13 protein-coding genes are annotated in these 18,157 nt (G+C 72.1%); 9 read left to right on the forward strand and 4 right to left on the reverse strand.

Annotated elements, in window-relative coordinates; all coding sequences use genetic code 11:
* Window positions 1–195: 195 nt before the first annotated feature.
* Window positions 196–1,374, forward strand: a complete 1,179-nt coding sequence (locus tag ACFWYM_RS08450) for a protein-L-isoaspartate(D-aspartate) O-methyltransferase (protein ID WP_384831945.1) — start codon at window positions 196–198, stop codon at window positions 1,372–1,374.
* Window positions 1,375–1,396: 22 nt separating this feature from the next.
* On the opposite strand, the gene ACFWYM_RS08455 is transcribed toward ACFWYM_RS08450, so the two are convergent.
* A complete protein-coding gene (locus ACFWYM_RS08455) occupies window positions 1,397–4,390 on the reverse strand; it encodes a beta-N-acetylglucosaminidase domain-containing protein (protein WP_384832117.1) in 2,994 nt (997 codons plus the stop codon).
* Window positions 4,391–4,736: 346 nt separating this feature from the next.
* Here ACFWYM_RS08455 and ACFWYM_RS08460 point away from each other — a divergent pair, with 346 nt between their 5' ends.
* From ACFWYM_RS08460 to ACFWYM_RS08470, 3 genes are read left to right on the forward strand one after another with little or no spacing between them, the layout of a single operon-like run.
* Entirely contained in the window at window positions 4,737–5,021 is a 285-nt protein-coding gene (locus ACFWYM_RS08460) for a hypothetical protein (protein ID WP_384831948.1), read from the forward strand.
* Window positions 5,022–7,217, forward strand: a complete 2,196-nt coding sequence (gene malQ / locus ACFWYM_RS08465) for a 4-alpha-glucanotransferase (RefSeq protein ID WP_384831951.1) — start codon at window positions 5,022–5,024, stop codon at window positions 7,215–7,217. It abuts the gene before it with no gap.
* Between the two features lie 20 nt (window positions 7,218–7,237).
* The gene (locus tag ACFWYM_RS08470; RefSeq protein ID WP_384831954.1) at window positions 7,238–7,477 is read left to right on the forward strand and encodes a hypothetical protein; all 240 of its coding nucleotides are present in this window, start codon (window positions 7,238–7,240) and stop codon (window positions 7,475–7,477) included.
* A 93-nt stretch (window positions 7,478–7,570) separates the two neighbouring features.
* Here the strand turns inward: ACFWYM_RS08470 and ACFWYM_RS08475 are convergent, their stop codons facing one another.
* Window positions 7,571–8,152, reverse strand: coding sequence for a TetR family transcriptional regulator (locus tag ACFWYM_RS08475; protein ID WP_384831957.1), 582 nt, complete (start codon window positions 8,150–8,152; stop codon window positions 7,571–7,573).
* A 117-nt stretch (window positions 8,153–8,269) separates the two neighbouring features.
* Here ACFWYM_RS08475 and ACFWYM_RS08480 point away from each other — a divergent pair, with 117 nt between their 5' ends.
* Complete coding sequence (locus ACFWYM_RS08480; RefSeq protein ID WP_384831959.1) at window positions 8,270–9,724, forward strand: FAD-dependent monooxygenase; 1,455 nt, start codon at window positions 8,270–8,272, stop codon at window positions 9,722–9,724.
* A 192-nt stretch (window positions 9,725–9,916) separates the two neighbouring features.
* Here ACFWYM_RS08480 and ACFWYM_RS08485 read toward each other — a convergent pair whose 3' ends face one another.
* Window positions 9,917–10,444: a MarR family winged helix-turn-helix transcriptional regulator gene (locus ACFWYM_RS08485; RefSeq protein WP_384831962.1), complete on the reverse strand. Its 528-nt coding sequence runs from the start codon at window positions 10,442–10,444 to the stop codon at window positions 9,917–9,919.
* Window positions 10,445–10,590: 146 nt separating this feature from the next.
* On the opposite strand from ACFWYM_RS08485, the gene ACFWYM_RS08490 reads away from it, so the two are divergent.
* The 4 genes from ACFWYM_RS08490 (at window position 10,591) to ACFWYM_RS08505 (ending at window position 15,364) form a co-directional block, all read left to right on the forward strand.
* Window positions 10,591–11,520 carry an EamA family transporter gene (locus tag ACFWYM_RS08490; protein WP_384831965.1) on the forward strand — a complete coding sequence of 310 codons (930 nt, stop codon included), beginning with the start codon at window positions 10,591–10,593 and terminating at the stop codon, window positions 11,518–11,520.
* A gap of 86 nt (window positions 11,521–11,606) precedes the next feature.
* Window positions 11,607–12,581, forward strand: coding sequence for a DMT family transporter (locus tag ACFWYM_RS08495; protein WP_384831967.1), 975 nt, complete (start codon window positions 11,607–11,609; stop codon window positions 12,579–12,581).
* 142 nt (window positions 12,582–12,723) lie between these two features.
* Complete coding sequence (locus ACFWYM_RS08500) at window positions 12,724–13,623, forward strand: LysR family transcriptional regulator (RefSeq protein ID WP_384831970.1); 900 nt, start codon at window positions 12,724–12,726, stop codon at window positions 13,621–13,623.
* Between the two features lie 169 nt (window positions 13,624–13,792).
* Window positions 13,793–15,364, forward strand: a complete 1,572-nt coding sequence (locus ACFWYM_RS08505; RefSeq protein WP_384831973.1) for an FAD-binding oxidoreductase — start codon at window positions 13,793–13,795, stop codon at window positions 15,362–15,364.
* A gap of 44 nt (window positions 15,365–15,408) precedes the next feature.
* Here the strand turns inward: ACFWYM_RS08505 and pepN are convergent, their stop codons facing one another.
* The gene (gene pepN, locus ACFWYM_RS08510) at window positions 15,409–17,979 is read right to left on the reverse strand and encodes an aminopeptidase N (RefSeq protein WP_384831976.1); all 2,571 of its coding nucleotides are present in this window, start codon (window positions 17,977–17,979) and stop codon (window positions 15,409–15,411) included.
* Between the last annotated feature and the right edge of the window lie 178 nt (window positions 17,980–18,157).

The following is an 18,157-nucleotide window of genomic DNA, read 5'->3' on the forward strand; positions in this document are numbered from 1 at the left end:
ACCCTGTTCCGCCCGGTGGGTCAGTGACGGGCCACAGCAAGAACGATGACTAGGAGGACCAATGAACCAGCACATGAGAGAGCCGTGGATCGTACGAGGCGGAGAGGACGACTCCCACTCCGGTAACAAGCACGGCGGTGGGGGCCAGGGTGAGGGTGACGACTCCGGCCACAGCGACACGAACGGCAGCAGCAGGTGAATGCGGACGACGTGATGGAGGACGAGGCTGAGCGGTTGGCTTCCGTGCTCGTCGACAAGGGTGTGCTCTCGGCGGAGTGGATGGGTCCTTACGCCGCAGCCCGGCGGGACTTGTTCATACCGGACGTGATCTGGCCGGGGCGTGTCGAAGGATCTGGACAGGGCGAGTCGATCGACCGCAGAGAAGATCCTGATGCCTGGTTCAGGGCGGTCTACAGCGACGTATCCCTGACGACGCAGTGGGACGACGGAAAGCACACGGGCCGTGGCAAGGGCCGGGTCCCGACGTGCTCTGTCAGCCAGCCCAGCATGGTGTTCTCGATGCTCAAGGACCTTGATGTACGCCGCGAGCACAGGGTACTGGAGATCGGTACCGGGATGGGTTGGTGCGCTGGTCTTCTCAGTGAGCGTGCCGGCGACGAGAGCGTCTTCTCCGTCGAATTCGACCCGAACAATGCCCGGTCGGCCAGGCGGCATGTGGCAGGAGCCGGATACAAGCCGACGCTGATCTTCGGCGACGGCTCACTGGGATACCTTCCGGGTGCGCCCTACGACCGTGTTCTGTTCACGGCTTCCTTGCTCGATTTTCCTCCGGACGTGATCAGGCAATGCCGGGAGGACACGATCATTGTTGCCCCGTACTCGACGACCTACGGGGGTGGTGCGAATGTGGGGCTGAAGGTCGGCGGTGACGGTCACGCCTCCGGCAAGTTCGCCGGTTCGTCGGCGTTCATGCGCCTACGCCAGCAACGTGGCGTATGGCCCGGCACGGACGTATACCTTCGGGGCCAGAAGTGGCCCGCAGCTGGCGTGCGCCGCATGACCAGCCTCAATCCCGACGACGTTGGAGCATGGGCGACGATGTTCGTCATCGGCCTTCAGACGCGTGGCTTCGCGCCGTGGATGGAGTCGTACGGCGACGGTTCGTACACCCTGTGGCTGCGTGATCGGGCCGTGAAGTCCTGGGCCACGGTGGACTTCATTCCGGAGGCTGAGGCATTCGAGGTCTACCAGTCCGGACACCGTGAGCTGTGGACGGAGGTGGAGACTGCCTATGCGTGGTGGACGGGCCAGGGCAAGCCTGGGCCTGACCGGTTCGGGATGACAGTCAAGCCGATGAGGGAAGCCACCTACTGGCTCGACAGTCCTGGCCATCCGGTACCCGTGATCGTGTGAGGCAGCAGGCATCTGATACCGCTCACCCCACCGCGAAAACCTCCACCGACCACAGCGAATACCCGTACCGCGTAGCCCTTTTCACACCCTGTACGCGCACGTACCGCGTGCCCGGCGCGTCCATGCGGACCGACTCCCGGCCGCCCTTGCTGTCCCGCACCGTCGCCGCCGTGCGCCACGTCCTGCCGTCCGCCGACGTCTGGATGCGGTACGACGTCGCGTACGCGTCCTGCCAGCGGAGGATCACCTGGCCGACCCGAGCCTTCTCGGGCAGTTTCAGCTGCCACCACGCGCCGTCCTCCGGCGGAGACGACCAGCGTGTCTTCACGTCGCCGTCGATCGCGTCGGCCGCCGGGAAGTCCGGGGTCTCGTCGGCCGAGGATGATGCCTTCGCGCCCGTTGCCTGTGCCAGGTCCGGGCCCGTCGTGCGTGGGAACGCCCGTACCGAGAGCGTGCGCGTCTCGCCGTTCTCGAAGGTCACCGGGATGTCGTAGGTTCCGGAGGGTGTTCCTGCCGGGACCTGTACCTCCAGAGGGACCTCAATCTCCGTGCCGCGCGCGAGAGTTGAAAGACCAGGAGTCGTCACCCTGATTCCCTTGGGGGGCCTCGCCCTCAGAGTGCCCGTCACCGTCGACGGGCGGCGGGACAGCAGGCGTGCCGTCACCCGCTGCGGCGCGCCGCCGATCTCCACGTCCGCCTCCGAGCGGGCCAGGGTCAGGCGCGCCGAGGGAGTGTCCGCGTACCAGGGCACCACGTGGTGGACCGTGCCCTCGGTGAGGGTCACCCGGACCGCGTCCGCCCGTAGGTGCGGTGGCGGCGTCGGTTCCGTGAAGCCCGTCTCGGAGAGGGGGCCGACGCGGCGCCAGCCCTCGCCCGGTACGTGTGCCTCCACGCTGCCCTTGCTGCCCGGGTCCGTCAGCGCCGTCACCGCGGCGAGGCGGTGGGCGCGGGGGAGGTGGGCCGTGGCCCGCCTCGACGCCTGCTTCTGGTCCAGGCCCGCCCACCTCTCGTACGACGTGAGAGCACGGGTGACGAAGGGGAGCAGGACGCCCTCGCCCACCTTCACCTCGTGGGACCTCGACCTCAACTGCCCGCGCAGGTGCCGCAGTTCGCGGTATGAACGCCAGGCTGTCGCGCCGTCGCCCTGCTCCTGTGCGCGCAGCATGTCGATCGCCGTCTCGCCCGCCGTTCCGAATCGCGCCAACTGAGCCGTCCACGGGCGTACTTCGGAACCCAGGCCGTCCAGTCCCGCCGTGGGGCTCGAGCTGAGGCGGCGCGGGGTCTCGCGCATCACCGTGAAGGCGGCTCGGAGGGCCTTGGCCGAAGCGGCCGTGTGCGTGGGGTCGTTCGTCGATCGCGCGTGCCAGAAGTCCGCCATCAGGGGGCGCAGGTACGCCGATTCGCGTGCGCCCAGGACCGACGACGCCTCGTTGCCCGCCAGGGCCCGCAGCGCGCCCCGCGCCTTCGCGTCGTCGCCCGCCACGTCGTCGATCGCCGCCCGCCAGGAGTCAGCGGGCCTGTACTCCCGTGGATTCCAGGCGTAGTCCGCCGCCGTGAAGAGCGGGATGCGGGAGGCCGTCGGCTGTTCCATGGCGTTGCCCAGGAGCGCCGCCGAGCGGTTCGCCACCGCCGGCTCGCGGCCCGTGTAGGGGCCGAGGAAGATACGGTCCTGCGCGAAGTCGTTGATGGGGTAGTTGTCCATCGTCACCAAGGGGTGGGCGCCGAACGCCCTTCTCGCGGACGACAGTTCATGGCCCGTGATCGTCTTGGGGACCACGCCCACGCCCGTCCACGCCACCTCCACCCGGCGGTCCAGCTCCCGCGCGAGCGCCGTCCGGTACTCCGTCGCGCCGTCCTGGTAGTACTCCGTCGGCATCAGGGAGAGGGTGCGCGCGGGAGGGCGGGCCTCCGGGTGGTGTTCCGCCAGGTGCCGGGCCACCGCGTTCGCCACCCGTGCCTGCGCCTTCGCCGCCGCGCGCGGGCCCGAGCCGAACGTCTCGGCGTCCTCGTCGCAGTGCCACTCGCTGTAGCTCACGTCCTGGAATTGCAACTGGAAGGCGCGGGCGCCCAGCGCCCACATCGCGTCCAGCTTGCGGTTCAGGGCCCTGATGTCGGCGTCCGAGGACATGCACAGGGCCTGGCCCGGGGCGACCGCCCACGCCAGGGTCACGTGGTTGCGCGCGGCCCGCTCGGCCAGGGCGCGGAAGTCGGCCCGCTGGTCCGCCGGGTAGGGCTCCCGCCAGCGGGCCTGGCGGAACAGGTCGTCGCCCGGTGCGTACAGGTAGCGGTTCTGTTTCGTCCGGCCCATGAAGTCGAGTTGGGCCGCCCGCTGCTCCCGCGTCCACGGAGTGCCGTAGAAGCCCTCGGTCAGGCCCCGAACCGGCGTCGCCGGCCAGTCCCGCACGGTCAGGCCCGGGAGCGTGCGCGTGCCACCGGCCGCCGTCGGCTCCCGTGACTCCCGTGTCTCCCGTGACTCCAGGATCTGGCGGAACGTCTGTGCCGCGTGGAACAGGCCGTCCTCGCCGACCCCGTCCAGCGCGACCGTGCCGCGGCCCGCGTACCGGCCCGTCGCCAGCCTGTAGCCGCCGGACGGCAGGTCGCCGCGGGCCGGTGCACCCAGGGCCGCCAGTGCCGTTGCGCCCGGTGGTCCGCCCGCCCGCACCACCAGCGAGCCGCCGGCAGGCAGTCCTGACTCGTCCATGACCCGCGTGATCCGTCGCGCCCCCGCCTCCCGCAGCGCCGCGCGGATCACCTCCAGCGCGTACGGGTCCGTGTCCTCCCCGGCGACGAGGACCGCCTCGTCCGTGAGGGGAATCGACTGGTCCGCCGCGCGCGGTGACATCGACTGGGGGCGTGGCCAGATCGAGGGGAGGGGTGTCGAGGAGTCCGCGTCGGGTGTGGTGGCGGGGGTGCCGGGGGACGTGGGGGCGGCGAGTGCGGTGGGGGCGCTGCCGAGCGTGCCCGCGATGACGGCGACGGCGACGGCCGCCGCGCCCTTCCTGCGCCGCACGTGCACGGCCCGCTCCTTCACTCACCGGGCTCCTCGGCTGTGCTCTCGCAGAGGCCGCCCTCTCCGCAGACTTCAGGCTCCGGAGCCCACCGCATGGTCGGCCCCCGAGCCCATCACTCAGGCGTATGGGGTGTCAACGGAGCGTAGCGATGTGCCGTAGGGGCGGGCGGGACAGAATGCCCCGGTGGGCGGGGTGTGACACAGGATCTCCGGGCGAACACGGAGGGCAGAGAAATAACTCCCGCGAGGGAGGCGGAATGTGACGCGCGACACGAAGCCGAACGGGATACGGGTGCGCCGCCGCCCGCTGGGTAGATACAGGCGCAACCTGCCCCCTGACGAGGAGTCCCACGTGGCTGCTTCCGCGAACCTTCTGCTCGACGCCCTCTCCAAACAGACCGAGCTCCCGGCTGTCCCGCTCCAGGTCTCCGCGATGCCGCTGCGCGTGTCCGACCCCGACTCCGGCCTCGACGGCTCCTGCTCCTGCGGCTGCCTCGAGCCGCCCCTGACGAGCGAGCCCCCGCTCGCCGACGCCGCCCCCCTCACCAGCGAGCCGCCCCTCGCGGACGCCGCCCCTCTGACCAGCGAGCCGACCGCCACGGGCACGGCCGCGGGCCTGGACTTCATGGGGGTCTAGATGACCCTTTCCCGGCTGGCCGCCTTATACGGAGTGGCCACGTCGTACTCTCCTTCACCGGACCGCACGGTCCGCGCGACCGACGCCGCCGTGATCGCCGCACTCGCCGCCCTGGACGTCGACGCGAGCACCCCGCAAGGGGTTCAACACGCCCTGGAACTGGGGGAGTCGGAGTTACGGGAGCGTGTCCTGCCGCCGACCGTGGTGTGCTGGCAGGGCGGTCCCGCCGCTGCCGACGGCGACTCGGACACGAGCCCCTGGGACGGGCTGCCACCCGGCACGCACCTGCGCCTCGACACCGAAGACGGCGCCCGCCTCGAGTGGGAGCCCACGGCCGCGACCTCGGCCGCCGCCGCGACCGGCCCGAGCGAGCCCCGGCCCGAAGAGCTGCCCCTGGGCGTCCACCGCCTCACCGCCACCGTGCCCGGCCGCGACGGACCCGTCACCGCGCACCTCGTCGTCGCCCCGTACGAGATCACCGGGCCGCCCGGCCGCGGGCACGGCTTCCTCGTGCAGCTCTACTCGCTCCTGTCGGCCCGCTCCTGGGGCATGGGCGACCTCGGGGACCTCGCCGAGCTCGCGTCCTGGGCGGGGCGCCGCGTCGGCTGTGACTTCGTGCAGGTCAACCCGTTGCACGCGGCCGTGCCCGGGCCGCCCGGCGGCACCACCGACCCGTCCCCGTACCGTCCGTCCTCGCGCCGCTTCCCTGATCCCGTACACCTGCGCGTCGAGGAGGTCCCCGAGTACACCCGCCTGACGGGGGCCGCCCGCGACCGCGTCGACGTGCTGCTGCGGCGGGCCGCCGAACTCCGCGAATCGGTGCTGCGCAAGGGCGCGTTGATCGACCGGGACGCCGTGTGGGCGCTCAAGAAGGAAGCCCTCGAACTCATCGCGGAGATCCCCCTCGGGCCCGGCCGCTGCGCCGACTACGGGGACTTCCTCGCCGAGCACGGCGAGGACCTGGAGGCGCATGCCACCTGGTGCGCGCTCGCCGAGGCGTACGGCCCGGACACGAGTGTCTGGCCGCCCGCCCTGCGCGACCCCGCCTCGGCCCGGACCGCCCGCGCCCGGCACGCGCTCCTCGACCGCGTCGACTTCCACTCCCGGCTCGCCTGGCTCACCGACGCCCAGCTCGGCGCCGCCCAGCGCGCCGCCCGGGAGGCGGGCATGGCGACCGGCCTGGTGCACGACCTCGCGGTGGGCGTGCACCCGGACGGCGCCGACGCCTGGGCGCAGCGCGACGTCTTCGCGGCGGCCATGTCCGTGGGCGCCCCGCCGGACGCCTTCAACGCCCACGGCCAGGACTGGGGGCTGCCGCCCTGGCGCCCCGACCGCCTGGCCGCATCCGGCTATGCCCCCCTGCGCGCCGTGGTCCGCGGGCTCCTGCGGCACGCGGGGGCGCTGCGCGTCGACCACATCATGGGCCTGTTCCGGCTCTGGTGGATCCCCGTCGGCGGGCGGCCCACCGACGGCACGTACGTCCACTACGACGCCGAGGCGATGCTCGCGGTGCTCTGCCTGGAGGCGCACCGCGCGGGCGCCTTCGTCATCGGCGAGGACCTCGGCACGGTCGAGCCGGGCGTGCGCGAGACCCTGCACCGGCACGGGGTGCTCGGCACGTCCGTGCTCTGGTTCGAGCGGGAGTGGGTCGGCGCGGACGGGGGCGCGGGCACGGGACGCCCGCTGCCGCCCGAGCGCTGGCGCGCCGGCTGCCTGGCCACGGCCACCACCCACGACCTGCCGCCCACGGCCGCCCGGATCACCGGTGAGCACGTCGAACTCCGGCACCGGCTCGGCCTGTTGGCCCGCCCCCTCGCCGTGGAGCGGGCCGCCGCGGCCGCGGACGTCGCGGAGTGGCTCGGCGTCCTGTCCCTGCTCGGCCTGCTGCCGGGCGGCGGGGGCTGGGAGGAGGACGAGATCCGCGCCGTGCACCGCTTCCTGCTGCGCACCCCGGCCCGCATGGTCGGCGTCTGGCTCCCGGACACGGTCGGCGACCGACGCCCGCAGAACCTCCCCGGCACCCGGGACGAGTACCCCAACTGGCGGCTGCCCCTCGCCGACGCCGACGGCCGCCCGCTCAGCCTGGAGGAGCTCACCGCGAGCCGCCGTCTGCACGCGTTCATGGAGGTGTTCCGGAGCCCCGCCGCCACCCGTACGGCTCCCCGTACGGCACCCCCGGGCGCGCGGCCCGTTTAGCGGTTCGCTACGTTTGGCCCGTGGACAAGAAGAACGCACTGCGCGCCGGTGCCCTGGCGGCCGGTACGACGCTGATGATGCTGCTCATGTCGTCCCCCGCGCTCGCGAACATTCGTGACGACGGCGACGACCCGGGTCCCGGCCTGAGCGTGATCGAGACGCTCGGCCTCTATGTCGTGGCGCCCATCGTGCTGTTCCTGGTGATCGCGGGTCTCGTGATGGTGGGCGACAAGTCCCGCAAGCAGACCAAGCAGGGCTGAGCCCCGCCTTTTCCTCGTCGAGGGCGCTCGTCGGCAACGCCCGTACGGAATACGTACGTTGCTGAGGGGCGCCCTCGACGTGTTCGTGAACGTCTACGGCCGCTCGGCGGTCAGATAGCGCTGCACCGTCGGCGCCAGCCAGTCGACGATCTCCTCCTGGCCGAGCGCGACGGACGGCGGCAGGCGCAGCACGTACCGGGTCAGGGCCATGCCGAGGATCTGTGAGGCGACGAGTGCCGCGCGGGCCGGGGCGGCGGCCGGATCGGGACAGACGCGGCGCGCGACCGGCAGCAGCTGCTCCTTGAAGATGTCCTGGATGCGCTCGGCCCCCGCGGCGTTGGTGATGCCCACGCGCAGCACGGCGGTGAGCACCTCGGCCTCCTCCCACACGCGCAGGAAGTGCCCCACGAGCACCCGCCCGACGTCCTCGCGCGGTGCCGCCGCCAGATCGGGCAGCCGCAGGTCGAAGGTGATGGCCGCGGCGAACAGGCCCTCCTTGTTGCCGAAGTAGCGCATCACCATCGACGGGTCGATCCGGGCGTCCCGGGCGATGGCCCGGATGGTGGCCCGCTCGTACCCGTCGGCCGCGAAGCGCTCCCGGGCCGCCGTCAGGATGGCGCCGCGGGTCGCGTCGGAGCGGCGCGCGACGGCCGGTCCTGAGCTGGTTTCGGTCATGCCAACAAACGTAGGCCAACAAGCGTTGACAGTCCAGGACCGCGGTTCTACGTTGGCCAACAAGCGTTGACCAACAGGCGTTGGCATTGCTGACATCAGCGGCTTCAGGAGGCAGTCATGACTGTGATCGTCGTCGGTTCGGGCCCCACGGGGCTGCTGCTCGCCGGAGATCTGGCCGCGGCGGGCGTCCCCGTCACACTCGTCGAGAAGCGCGCCCACCACATCAGCAACCTGTCGCGCGCCCTGGTCGTGCACGCCCGCACCCTCGAACAGCTCGACGCCCGGGGCCTCGCCGACGAACTGGTGGCCAAGGGCGAGCGGCTGACCGACCTGAACCTCTTCACGCGGCTCACCGTCGACCTCTCCACGCTCTCGTCCCGCTTCAACTACGTCCTGGTGCTGCCGCAGTACGAGGTGGAGCGGGTCCTGGAGCGGCGGGCGGTGGCGGCGGGGGTGCGGTTCCGCTACGAGACGGAGGTCACCGGGCTGCGACAGGACGGGGACGGCGTCTCGCTCGAAGTCCGGGGCGCGGACGGTGAGTCGAGCACGCTGCGGGCCGCGTACGTGGTCGGCGCCGACGGGATGCGCAGCGGCGTCCGGCAGGCGATCGGTCTGCCCTTCCCGGGGAAGTCGGTCATCAAGTCGCTCGTCCTCGCCGATGTGCGGCTCGCCGAGAAGCCGGACTCGGCGCTCACGGTCAGCGCGGCCGGGGACGCGTTCGCGCTCCTGGCGCCCTTCGCGGACGGCTACTACCGGGTCATCGGCTGGAACCGGACCCGCAACGTCCCCGACAGCGAGCCGCTCGGCCTGGACGAGGTCAAGGAGATCGTCCGGCAGGCGTTCGGCCATGACTTCGGGATGCACGACGCCCGCTGGACGTCCCGCTTCCACAGCGACGAACGCCAGGCCCCCGCCTACCGGGTGGGCCGCGTGTTCCTCGCGGGTGACGCGGCGCATGTGCACTCGCCGGCGGGCGGCCAGGGCATGAACACGGGCCTTCAGGACGCGGCGAACCTCAGCTGGAAGCTGGTGCGGGCCGTGCAGTGGCGGGCGGGGGATGCGGTGGAGGAACTCTTGGAGAGTTACGAGGCGGAGCGGCACCCGGTGGGCAAGGCGGTACTGCGGAGCAGCGGCGGCCTGGTGCGTCTCGCCATGGCGAAGCGGCCGTGGACGCGGGCGGCGCGGGGTGTGGTGGCGGGTGTGGTGGGGCACGCGCGGCCGGTGCGGCGGAAGGCCGTCGGCCAGATCACCGGCGTCGGCATCGCCTACCCCGCGCCGAAGGGCGCCCACGCGCTGGTGGGCCGGCGGGCGCCGGACCTCGCGCTGCGGGGAGGGCGCCGGCTGTATGAGGTGCTGCGGGGTGGGGAGTTCGTGCTGGTGGTGCCGGAAGGGGTGGCGTACGAGGGGGAGGGGGTGCGGGTGGTTCGGTGGGCCGAGAAGGGGCGGCGGCGGGCCGTGCTGGTTCGGCCGGACGGGTATGTGGCGTGGGCGTCGGAGGATTCTTCTTCCCCGATCCCGCCCCTTCCCGAAACGGCGACTCCGTCGCCCCTGGGGCGCCCTGTATCGCCTTAAGGGCTCGTCCTCAAACGCCGGACGGGCTGAGTGTGCTCGGCCGAGGCTGGGGGCATTTCAGCCCGTTCGGCGTTTGAGGACGAGGCGCGTTCAGCGCCGATAGCGGGGTCTAGGGGCGCAGCCCCAGGAGGCCCGCCCAGGGCGACGGAGTCGCGGATTCGGCTAGGGGCGGGGTTGGGGAAAGGGAACCGCTCACGACGACTGCGTGCCCGCCAGCAACTTCCGCAGCAGATCCGCCAGTTGAGCCGCCTCCCTCTCCTCGAGCCCCGCCGCCTCCAACGCCTTCCGCTGCGCCGCGAGCCCCGCCACGACCGCCCGGTCCACCAGGGCGAGCCCCTCCTCCGTGAGCGTCACCTGAAGCCCCCGCCGGTCGTGCGGATCGGGGGAGCGGCGCAGCAGCCCGGCGCGCTCCAGCTTGTCGAGGCGGCCCGTCATGCCGCCCGTCGTCAGCATCAGCGTCGTCGCGAGCCGGCGCGGTGAGAGCGTGTAGGGCTCCCCGGACCGGCGCAGCGTCGCCAGGACGTCGAACTCGCCCCGGGACGTGCCCACTTGGCGGTACGCCCGCTCCACGTGCTCGGCCATCGCGTGGGAGGTGCGGTACACGCGGCCGAAGACCTCCATCGGAGTCGTCTCCAGGTCGGGCCGCACGGTGGCCCACTGCTCGATGATCGCGTCGACCGCGTCAGCCGTGTCGGGTCCGGGGGTGGCGTTGGCGTTCATGGGTTCCAGTATCCGGGCGGTTTCAATTGCTTGCAAGCAAGTAGCTTGACGAAAAGTAGCTTAGAGCTAAGCTACTTCTTGCCAAGCTACTCCGGCTGAGCCGCCACCGCTCGGTCGCTCAGCCACTCCTGCCGAGGGGAACCGCCATGAACCGCGCCGCCACGATCCTGCTCACCGCCTACGCCCCCGTCACCTGGGGCTCGACCTACTTCGTGACCACCGAATTCCTGCCCGCCGACCGCCCGCTGTTCACCGGCATGATGCGGGCCCTGCCCGCGGGGCTGCTGCTCGTCGCCCTGGCCAGGCGGTTGCCGAGAGGGGAGTGGTGGTGGAAGTCGGCCGTCCTGGGGGCGCTGAACATCGGCGCCTTCTTCCCGCTCCTGTTCCTCTCCGCGTACCGGCTTCCGGGCGGGATGGCCGCGGTCGTCGGCTCCGTCGGTCCGCTCTTCGTCGCGGGCCTCGCGACGGTGCTGCTCAGTGAGCGGCCCAGCGTCCGGACGCTGCTCACCGGAGCCACGGCCGCGCTCGGCGTCAGTCTGGTCGTGCTGAAGTCGGCGGGGGCGTTCGACCTCGTCGGCGTGCTCGCGGCGGTGGCCTCGACGGCGTCGATGTCGACGGGCACGGTCCTCACCAAGCGGTGGGGGCGCCCCGCGGGGATCGGGCCGCTCGCTCTCACCGGGTGGCAGCTCAGCATGGGCGGGCTCCTGATCGCCCCGGTCGCGTTCCTGGTCGAGGGGGCGCCCCCGGCCCTGGACGGGCGGAACATCGGCGGCTACCTCTACCTCGCCCTGGCCAACACCGCGGTCGCGTACTGGCTCTGGTTCCGTGGCATCGGCCGCCTCAGCGTCACCCAGGCCAGCCTCCTCGGCCCGCTCTCCCCGCTGACGGCTGCGGTCATCGGCTGGGCCGCGCTCGGCCAGGCGCTGAGCCCGCTCCAAGTCGCGGGCATGGTGCTCGCGTTCGGGGCGACGCTCACGGGGCAGCTGATGCCGCAGCGCCCGCAAATGTTCAGCTCAGCTTCAAAGATCGCTCGCAAAGATTCGATGGACGTAACTGTTGGTGCGGTGCGACGGTAGTCCCCGTAAGCGATCAAGACCTCCCGGCAGGGAGGCGCGACCTCCCCCGCGGGCCTCCCAACGGGGAAGAGAGACAAGGGATATCAGTGGCTACCGTCCTGGACCGGACCCCCCTTCACGCCGAGCCGAAGACGGCCGAGGCACAGACCGAGCCGGAGAGGAGGGCCGGCGGAACCAAGGGTGTGCCGCGGTCCGTCGGCATCGGGCTCGCCCTCGCCGCCCTCGCCACGGTCGTCTGGTCGGGCAGCTTCGTCACCTCCCGCGCTCTCGCCGACACCGTCCCCCCGATCCAGCACGCCTTCTGGCGCTGGCTCATCGCGATCGCCGCGGTCGCGCCCTTCGCCGCCCGACAGGCTTGGCAGCAGCGGGAGTTGATACGTCAGCACATCCGCTTTCTGCTCCTCGCCTCCCTCCTCGGCGTCACCGTCTACAACACCCTCGTCAACCAGGCCGGCGTGACCACCACCGCCGGGAACATGGGCATGATCATGGCCGCGTCGCCGGTCCTCATGGCGGTCTACGAACGCCTCGGCGGCAACCGGCTCGGGGCGCGCCGCGTGACGGGCATGCTGGTCGCCTGCGCCGGAGTGCTGCTCCTGGTCAGCAAGGGCTCCCTCGCCATGGACTTCGCGGCCGGCGACCTGTGGGTGATCGGCGGGGCCTTCGCCTTCGGGTCCTACAGCGCGGTGCTGCGCCGCAAGCCCCAGGAGATCGGCGGGCTCGCCTTCCTCTTCACCACGTTCGTGCTCGGCGCGCTGATGCTGCTGCCGGTGTTCCTCGTCAGCCTCGCCGTGCAGGGCGGCTTCACGCCCACCGTCGGCACGGTCTCGCCGCTCCTGTACGTGGGTGTCGTCTCCTCGGCCGTCGCCTTCTTCGCCTGGAACAAGGCGATCTCCCTCATCGGCGCCGCCCGCGCCGGAGTCATCTACTACCTCCAGCCCGTCTGTGTGGCCCTGCTCTCCTTCGCGCTCCTCGGCGAGGGCATCGGCCGGCTCCAGGTGGTCTGCATGGTGCTGATCCTCGGTGGTGTGATCCTGGGCTCCGCGGCCCGGCGGCGGTGACCGCCGCCTCACACCCCCGACGGGGGACGGGACGCCGGAGCGCGCGCGAGCAACAGCATCGCGTCGCGGTCCGGCGCCCCGGGCGTTGCGGGTTCCTTCGGCCGGTGATCGGGAGCGGGACATGCCTGGGTACGTTGGGGAGATGAGCGAGTGGGACATCAAGAAGCTGCAGATCCTGCGGACCCTGCGGGACCGCGGGACCGTCACGGCCACGGCGCAGGCCCTGCTGATGACGCCGTCGGCGGTGTCGCAGCAGCTGTCCAACCTGGCCAAGCAGCTCGGCGTCCCGCTCCTTGAGGCCCACGGCCGCCGCGTCCGCCTGACCGACGCGGCCCATCTCGTGCTGCGGCACGCCGAGGCCGTCTTCGCCCAACTGGAGCGCGCCGACGCCGAGTTGGCGGCCTATGCGCAGGGGGAGGCGGGCGAGGTCCGGGTCGGCGCGTTCTCGACGGCCGTGCCCGCCCTCGTCGTCCCGGCGGTACGGGCGCTGCGCGCGGCCCACCCCGGCATCACGGTGCGGGTCCGGGAAGCCGAGGCGGCCGAGGCGTACGAGCTGCTCGCGGCGGGCGAGGTCGATCTCACCCTGTCGCTCGCCGCGCACGCCCCGACCGACACCGACCGCCGCTTCACCCGGGTGCCGCTGCTCGCCGACCCGCTGGACGTGGCGCTGCCCGCCGGGCACCCGCGCGCCGCCGACGAGGGCCTGCGGCTCGCGGACCTCTCCGGCGAACCCTGGATCTTCGGCGGCTCCGGCCCCTGGTCGGAGATCACCCGGGCCGCGTGCGAGGCGGCGGGCTTCACACCGGAGCAGGCCCACAGTGCGTCCGGCTGGACGGCGATCCTGGCGATGGTCGAGGCGGGCATGGGCGTGGCCCTGGTCCCGCGGATGGCGGCGACGAGCCGGGAGGGCGTGGTGATGCGCGTCCTGGAGGAGGACAACCCGCGCCGCCATGTGGTCGCGGCGGTGCGCAGGGGTGCGGAGGACGGGGCGGGGTTGGGCCGCGTTCTGGGGGCGCTGCGGGAGGCGGTGGAGACACGCTGAGGCTCCCCGCCTCGGGGGCTGGCCGCCGTGGCCGTGCGAGGGTGCCAAACGATCATGAAGGGCATCCGGCAGGAGCAGTCAGTTGACGACCAGCGGCAACCCTCTATCAGCCCGTCCGGCGTTTGAGGAAGAGCGCGAAGCGCGATCAAGGGCGCCCCACCCGGGGCAGTTGACCAGGCGAAAGGTGCTGGCCACCGCGGCAGCGGGCGCCGCAGCCGTGGGGGCGACCTCCGCGGCCGCAGCCGGGCCCACCCCCAGGGCACCGGGGCCCGTGGGGCCGGAGGACCCCCGCTACCGCTCCCTCACCACCCGCGGAGCCAACGCCCGCTTCGTGGGAAAGCCCGACTACGTCCGCCTCGTCGAGACGACGGAACAGGTCGTCGACGCGGTACGGCACGCGGTCGGGGAAGGAAAGCGCATCGCGGTCCGCAGCGGCGGCCACTGCTTCGAGGACTTCGTCGACGCCCCCGAGGTCCGCGTCGTCATCGACATGTCCCCGATGCGCCGGGTCTCCTTCGACGAGGAGCGCCGCGCCTTCGAGGTCGAGCCGGGCGCCCTGCTCGGCGAGGTGTACCGGCAGCTGTTCCTCGGCTGGGGCGTGACGATCCCGGCGGGCGCCACCGCCGAGGTCGGCGTCGGCGGCCATGTCCTCGGCGGCGGGTACGGCACCCTGTCCCGGCGCCACGGCCTGTGCGTGGACCACCTGGAGGCCGTCGAGGTCGTCGTCGTGGACCGGGCGGGCGGCGCCCGCGCCGTCGTGGCGACGCGGGACCCGGGGGACCCGCACCACGACCTGTGGTGGGCGCACACCGGCGGCGGGGGCGGCAACTTCGGGGTCGTCACCCGGTACTGGTTCCGCGACCCGCGCGCCGACCGGGACGCCGCGCCCGCGCGCCTGCTGCCGAGCCCGCCCGCCGCGATGCTGACCTTCTCGGCCACCTGGGGGTGGCACGATCTCGACGCCCGGGACTTCGCGCGGCTGCTGCGCAACCACGGCGAGTGGTACGAGCGCAACAGCGCGCCCGACTCCCCGTACGCCGGGATGCTCAGCGCCCTGATGGCCAACCACCGCTCGCTCGGCTTCCTCCCGCTGAGCGGCCTGCTCGACGCCACCCTGCCCGGGGCGCACCGCCTGGTCGACGCGTATGTGGACGCCGTCGGGCGAGGGGTCGGCGCGCGGCCCGTACGGACGGTGGAGGAGCGGCCGTGGCTGCAGTCGGTCGCGGCCGTCCAGGAGGGCGGCTCGGCGCCCTTCAAGATCAAGTCCGGCTATCTGCGGCGAAGGTTCACGGACCGTCAGATCGCCGCGGTCCACGACCACTTGGCGGGCGGCAGGGCGGGGGAGGGGATCAGCGGGTCCCTGTGGCTGGTCTCGTACGGCGGCCGGGTCAACACCGTCGCGCCCGACGCGACCGCCGTCGCCCAGCGCGACTCGGTCCTCAAGGCCATCTACATGACGGACTGGAAGCCGGAACAGGACGCCGGCTCCCGCCTGGAGTGGGTGCGCTCGCTGTACCGGTCCGTGTACGCGGACAGCGGCGGCGTGCCCGCGCCGGGCGCCGGGAGCGACGGGGCGTTCATCAACTACCCGGACACGGACCTGGCGGACCCGGCGCAGAACACGTCGGGGGTGCCGTGGCACGAGCTCTACTACAAGGGCAACTACGCGCGGCTGCAGCGGGTGAAGGCGGCGTACGACCCGCGCGACACCTTCCGCCACAAGCTGGGCGTCAGGCCGTAGCGGGGCGGGGCGCCCCCGTGGTGACGAGGGCGCCCCAACTCCCGTTACGCGTCGGCGGCCTGGGCCTTCAGCGCCCGCTCGATCCCGGCACGGGATTCCGAGACGAGGCGACGGAGAGCCGCCGACGGGTCGGCGTCGGCAAGCCACGCGTCCGTCGCGTCCAGCGTCCCCTGGGACACCTGGATCGACGGGTAGAGGCCGATCGCGATCTGCTGGGCCATCTCGTGCGAGCGGGAGTCCCACGCGCCCTTGACCGCCGCGAAGTACTTCTCCGCGTACGGGGCGAGGAGTTCACGCTGGTCGGTCTGGACGAAGCCGGCGATGACGGCCTCCTGCGTCGAGTTCGGCAGCGTGTCGGACTCCACGACCGACGCCCACGCGGCCGCCTTCGCCTCCTCGGTGGGGCGCGCCGCCCGCGCCGACGCCGCGTGCCGCTCGCCCGCCGCCGTCTTGTCGCGCTCCAGCTCCGCGTCGATGCCCGCCTCGTCCAGGCGGCCCGTCGCCGCGAGCCGGGCGACGAACGCCCAGCGCAGCTCCGTGTCGACGGCGAGACCCTCGACCGTCTCCTTGCCGGTCAACAGGTCTTCCAGCAGGCCGAGTTCGGCGTCCGTGCGGGCCGTCGCCGCGTAGGCGCGGGCCCACGCCAGCTGGTGGTCGCTGCCCGGCTCGGCCGCCCGCAGGTGCTCCAGGGTCGCCTCGGTCCAGCGGGCCAGCGCCGCGTCCCGGCCGGCCGGGGCCGCGTACAGGTCGAGGGCCAGCTTCACCTGGCGGTGCAGCGACTGGACCACGCCGATGTCCGACTCCTTGCCGATGCCGGAGAGGACGAGCGAGAGGTAGTCGCGGGTGGGCAGTTCGGCGTCGCGGGTCATGTCCCAGGCCGAGGCCCAGCACAGGGCGCGCGGCAGGGACGCCTCGAAGTCGCCGAGGTGCTCCGTGACGAAGGCCAGGGACTCGGGGTCGAGGCGGACCTTCGCGTACGACAGGTCGTCGTCGTTGAGGAGGATCACCGCCGGGCGCTCCTTGCCCACCAGGGCTTCCACCGGGGTCAGTTCACCGTCGACGTCGAGCTCCACGCGGTCGGTGCGCAGCAGCTTGCCGGACGCGTCGTCCAGGTCGTACAGGCCGATCGCGATGCGGTGCGGGCGCAGCGTCGGCTCGCCCTTGGCGCCCGCGGGGAGCGCCGGGGCCTCCTGCTTGACGGCGAAGGAGGTGATGGCGCCGGAGGAGTCGACGTCCACGACCGGGCGCAGGACGTTGATGCCCGCCGTTTCCAGCCACTTCTTCGACCACGTCTTCAGATCGCGGCCGCTGGTCTCCTCCAGGGCGCCGAGCAGGTCGCTCAGGCGCGTGTTCCCGAACGCGTGCCGCTTGAAGTATGCCTGGACGCCGCGGAAGAACTCGTCCTCCCCGACGTACGCGACGAGCTGCTTGAGGACGCTCGCGCCCTTCGCGTACGTGATCCCGTCGAAGTTCACGAGCACGTCGTCCAGGTCGCGGATGTCCGCCATGATCGGGTGCGTGGACGGCAGCTGGTCCTGGCGGTACGCCCACGTCTTCATCTGGTTGGCGAACGTGGTCCAGGAGTGCGGCCACTTCGACTCCGGCGCGTACGCCTGGCAGGCGGCCTCCGCGTAGGTGGCGAACGACTCGTTCAGCCACAGGTCGTTCCACCACTCCATGGTGACCAGGTCGCCGAACCACATGTGCGCCAGCTCGTGCAGGATCGTCGCGGCCCGCACCTCGTACGCGGCGTCCGTCACCTTCGAGCGGAACACGTACTGGTCGCGGATCGTCACCGCGCCCGCGTTCTCCATCGCGCCCGCGTTGAACTCCGGCACGAAGAGCTGGTCGTACTTGGCGAACGGGTAGGCGTAGTCGAACTTCTCCTGGAACCAGTCGAAGCCCTGCCGGGTGACGTCGAAGATCGCGTCCGCGTCGAGGAACTCGGCGAGCGAGGGGCGGCAGTAGATGCCGAGCGGCACGGACTGGCCCGTCTCCGGATTCTCGTACGAGGAGTGCACGGAGTGGTACGGGCCGACGATCAGGGCCGTGATGTACGTGGAGATGCGCGGCGTCGGCTCGAAGCGCCAGACATTGTCGCTCGGCTCCGGGGTCGGCGCGTTCGAGATGACGGTCCAGCCCTCGGGGGCCTTCACGGTGAACTGGAAGGTGGCCTTCAGGTCGGGCTGCTCGAAGGAGGCGAAGACACGGCGCGCGTCCGGCACCTCGAACTGCGTGTACAGATACGCCTGCTGGTCGACCGGGTCGACGAAGCGGTGCAGGCCCTCGCCCGTGTTCGTGTACGCGCAGTCGGCGACCACGCGCAGCTCGTTCGGCCCCTGCTCCAGGTGGGGCAGGGCGATGCGGGAGTCCCGGAAGACGGCGGCCACGTCCAGCGAACGGCCGTTCAGCACGGCCTCGTGCACGGCGGGCGCGACGAGGTCGATGAAGCTCTCGGCCCCCGCCTCGGCGCAGTCGAAGCGCACCGTGGTCACGGACCGGTAGGTACCGCCCTCCTGCGCGCCGCTCAGATCGAGGTCGATCTCATAGGCGTCCACGGTGAGCAGCTTCGCCCGCTGCTGCGCCTCTTCACGGGTCAGATTGGTGCCGGGCACGCGGTCATCTCCTCGATGCGGTGACGTGGTGACTTATGACGTTTCCGGCCATCCTTCCACGGCGCTTCACGGCCCTGCCTCCCGATAAGGCGGGGATAAGCCCCGGTGCTCGGCACGGGGCGCGGAAAGGCCCCGTACAAGGGCCGTACGGGGTTCGCGAGGGGCCGAAAGTCGGCAT

The organism is Streptomyces sp. NPDC059009 (assembly GCF_042740175.1).
Taxonomy (GTDB): Bacteria; Actinomycetota; Actinomycetes; order Streptomycetales; family Streptomycetaceae; genus Streptomyces.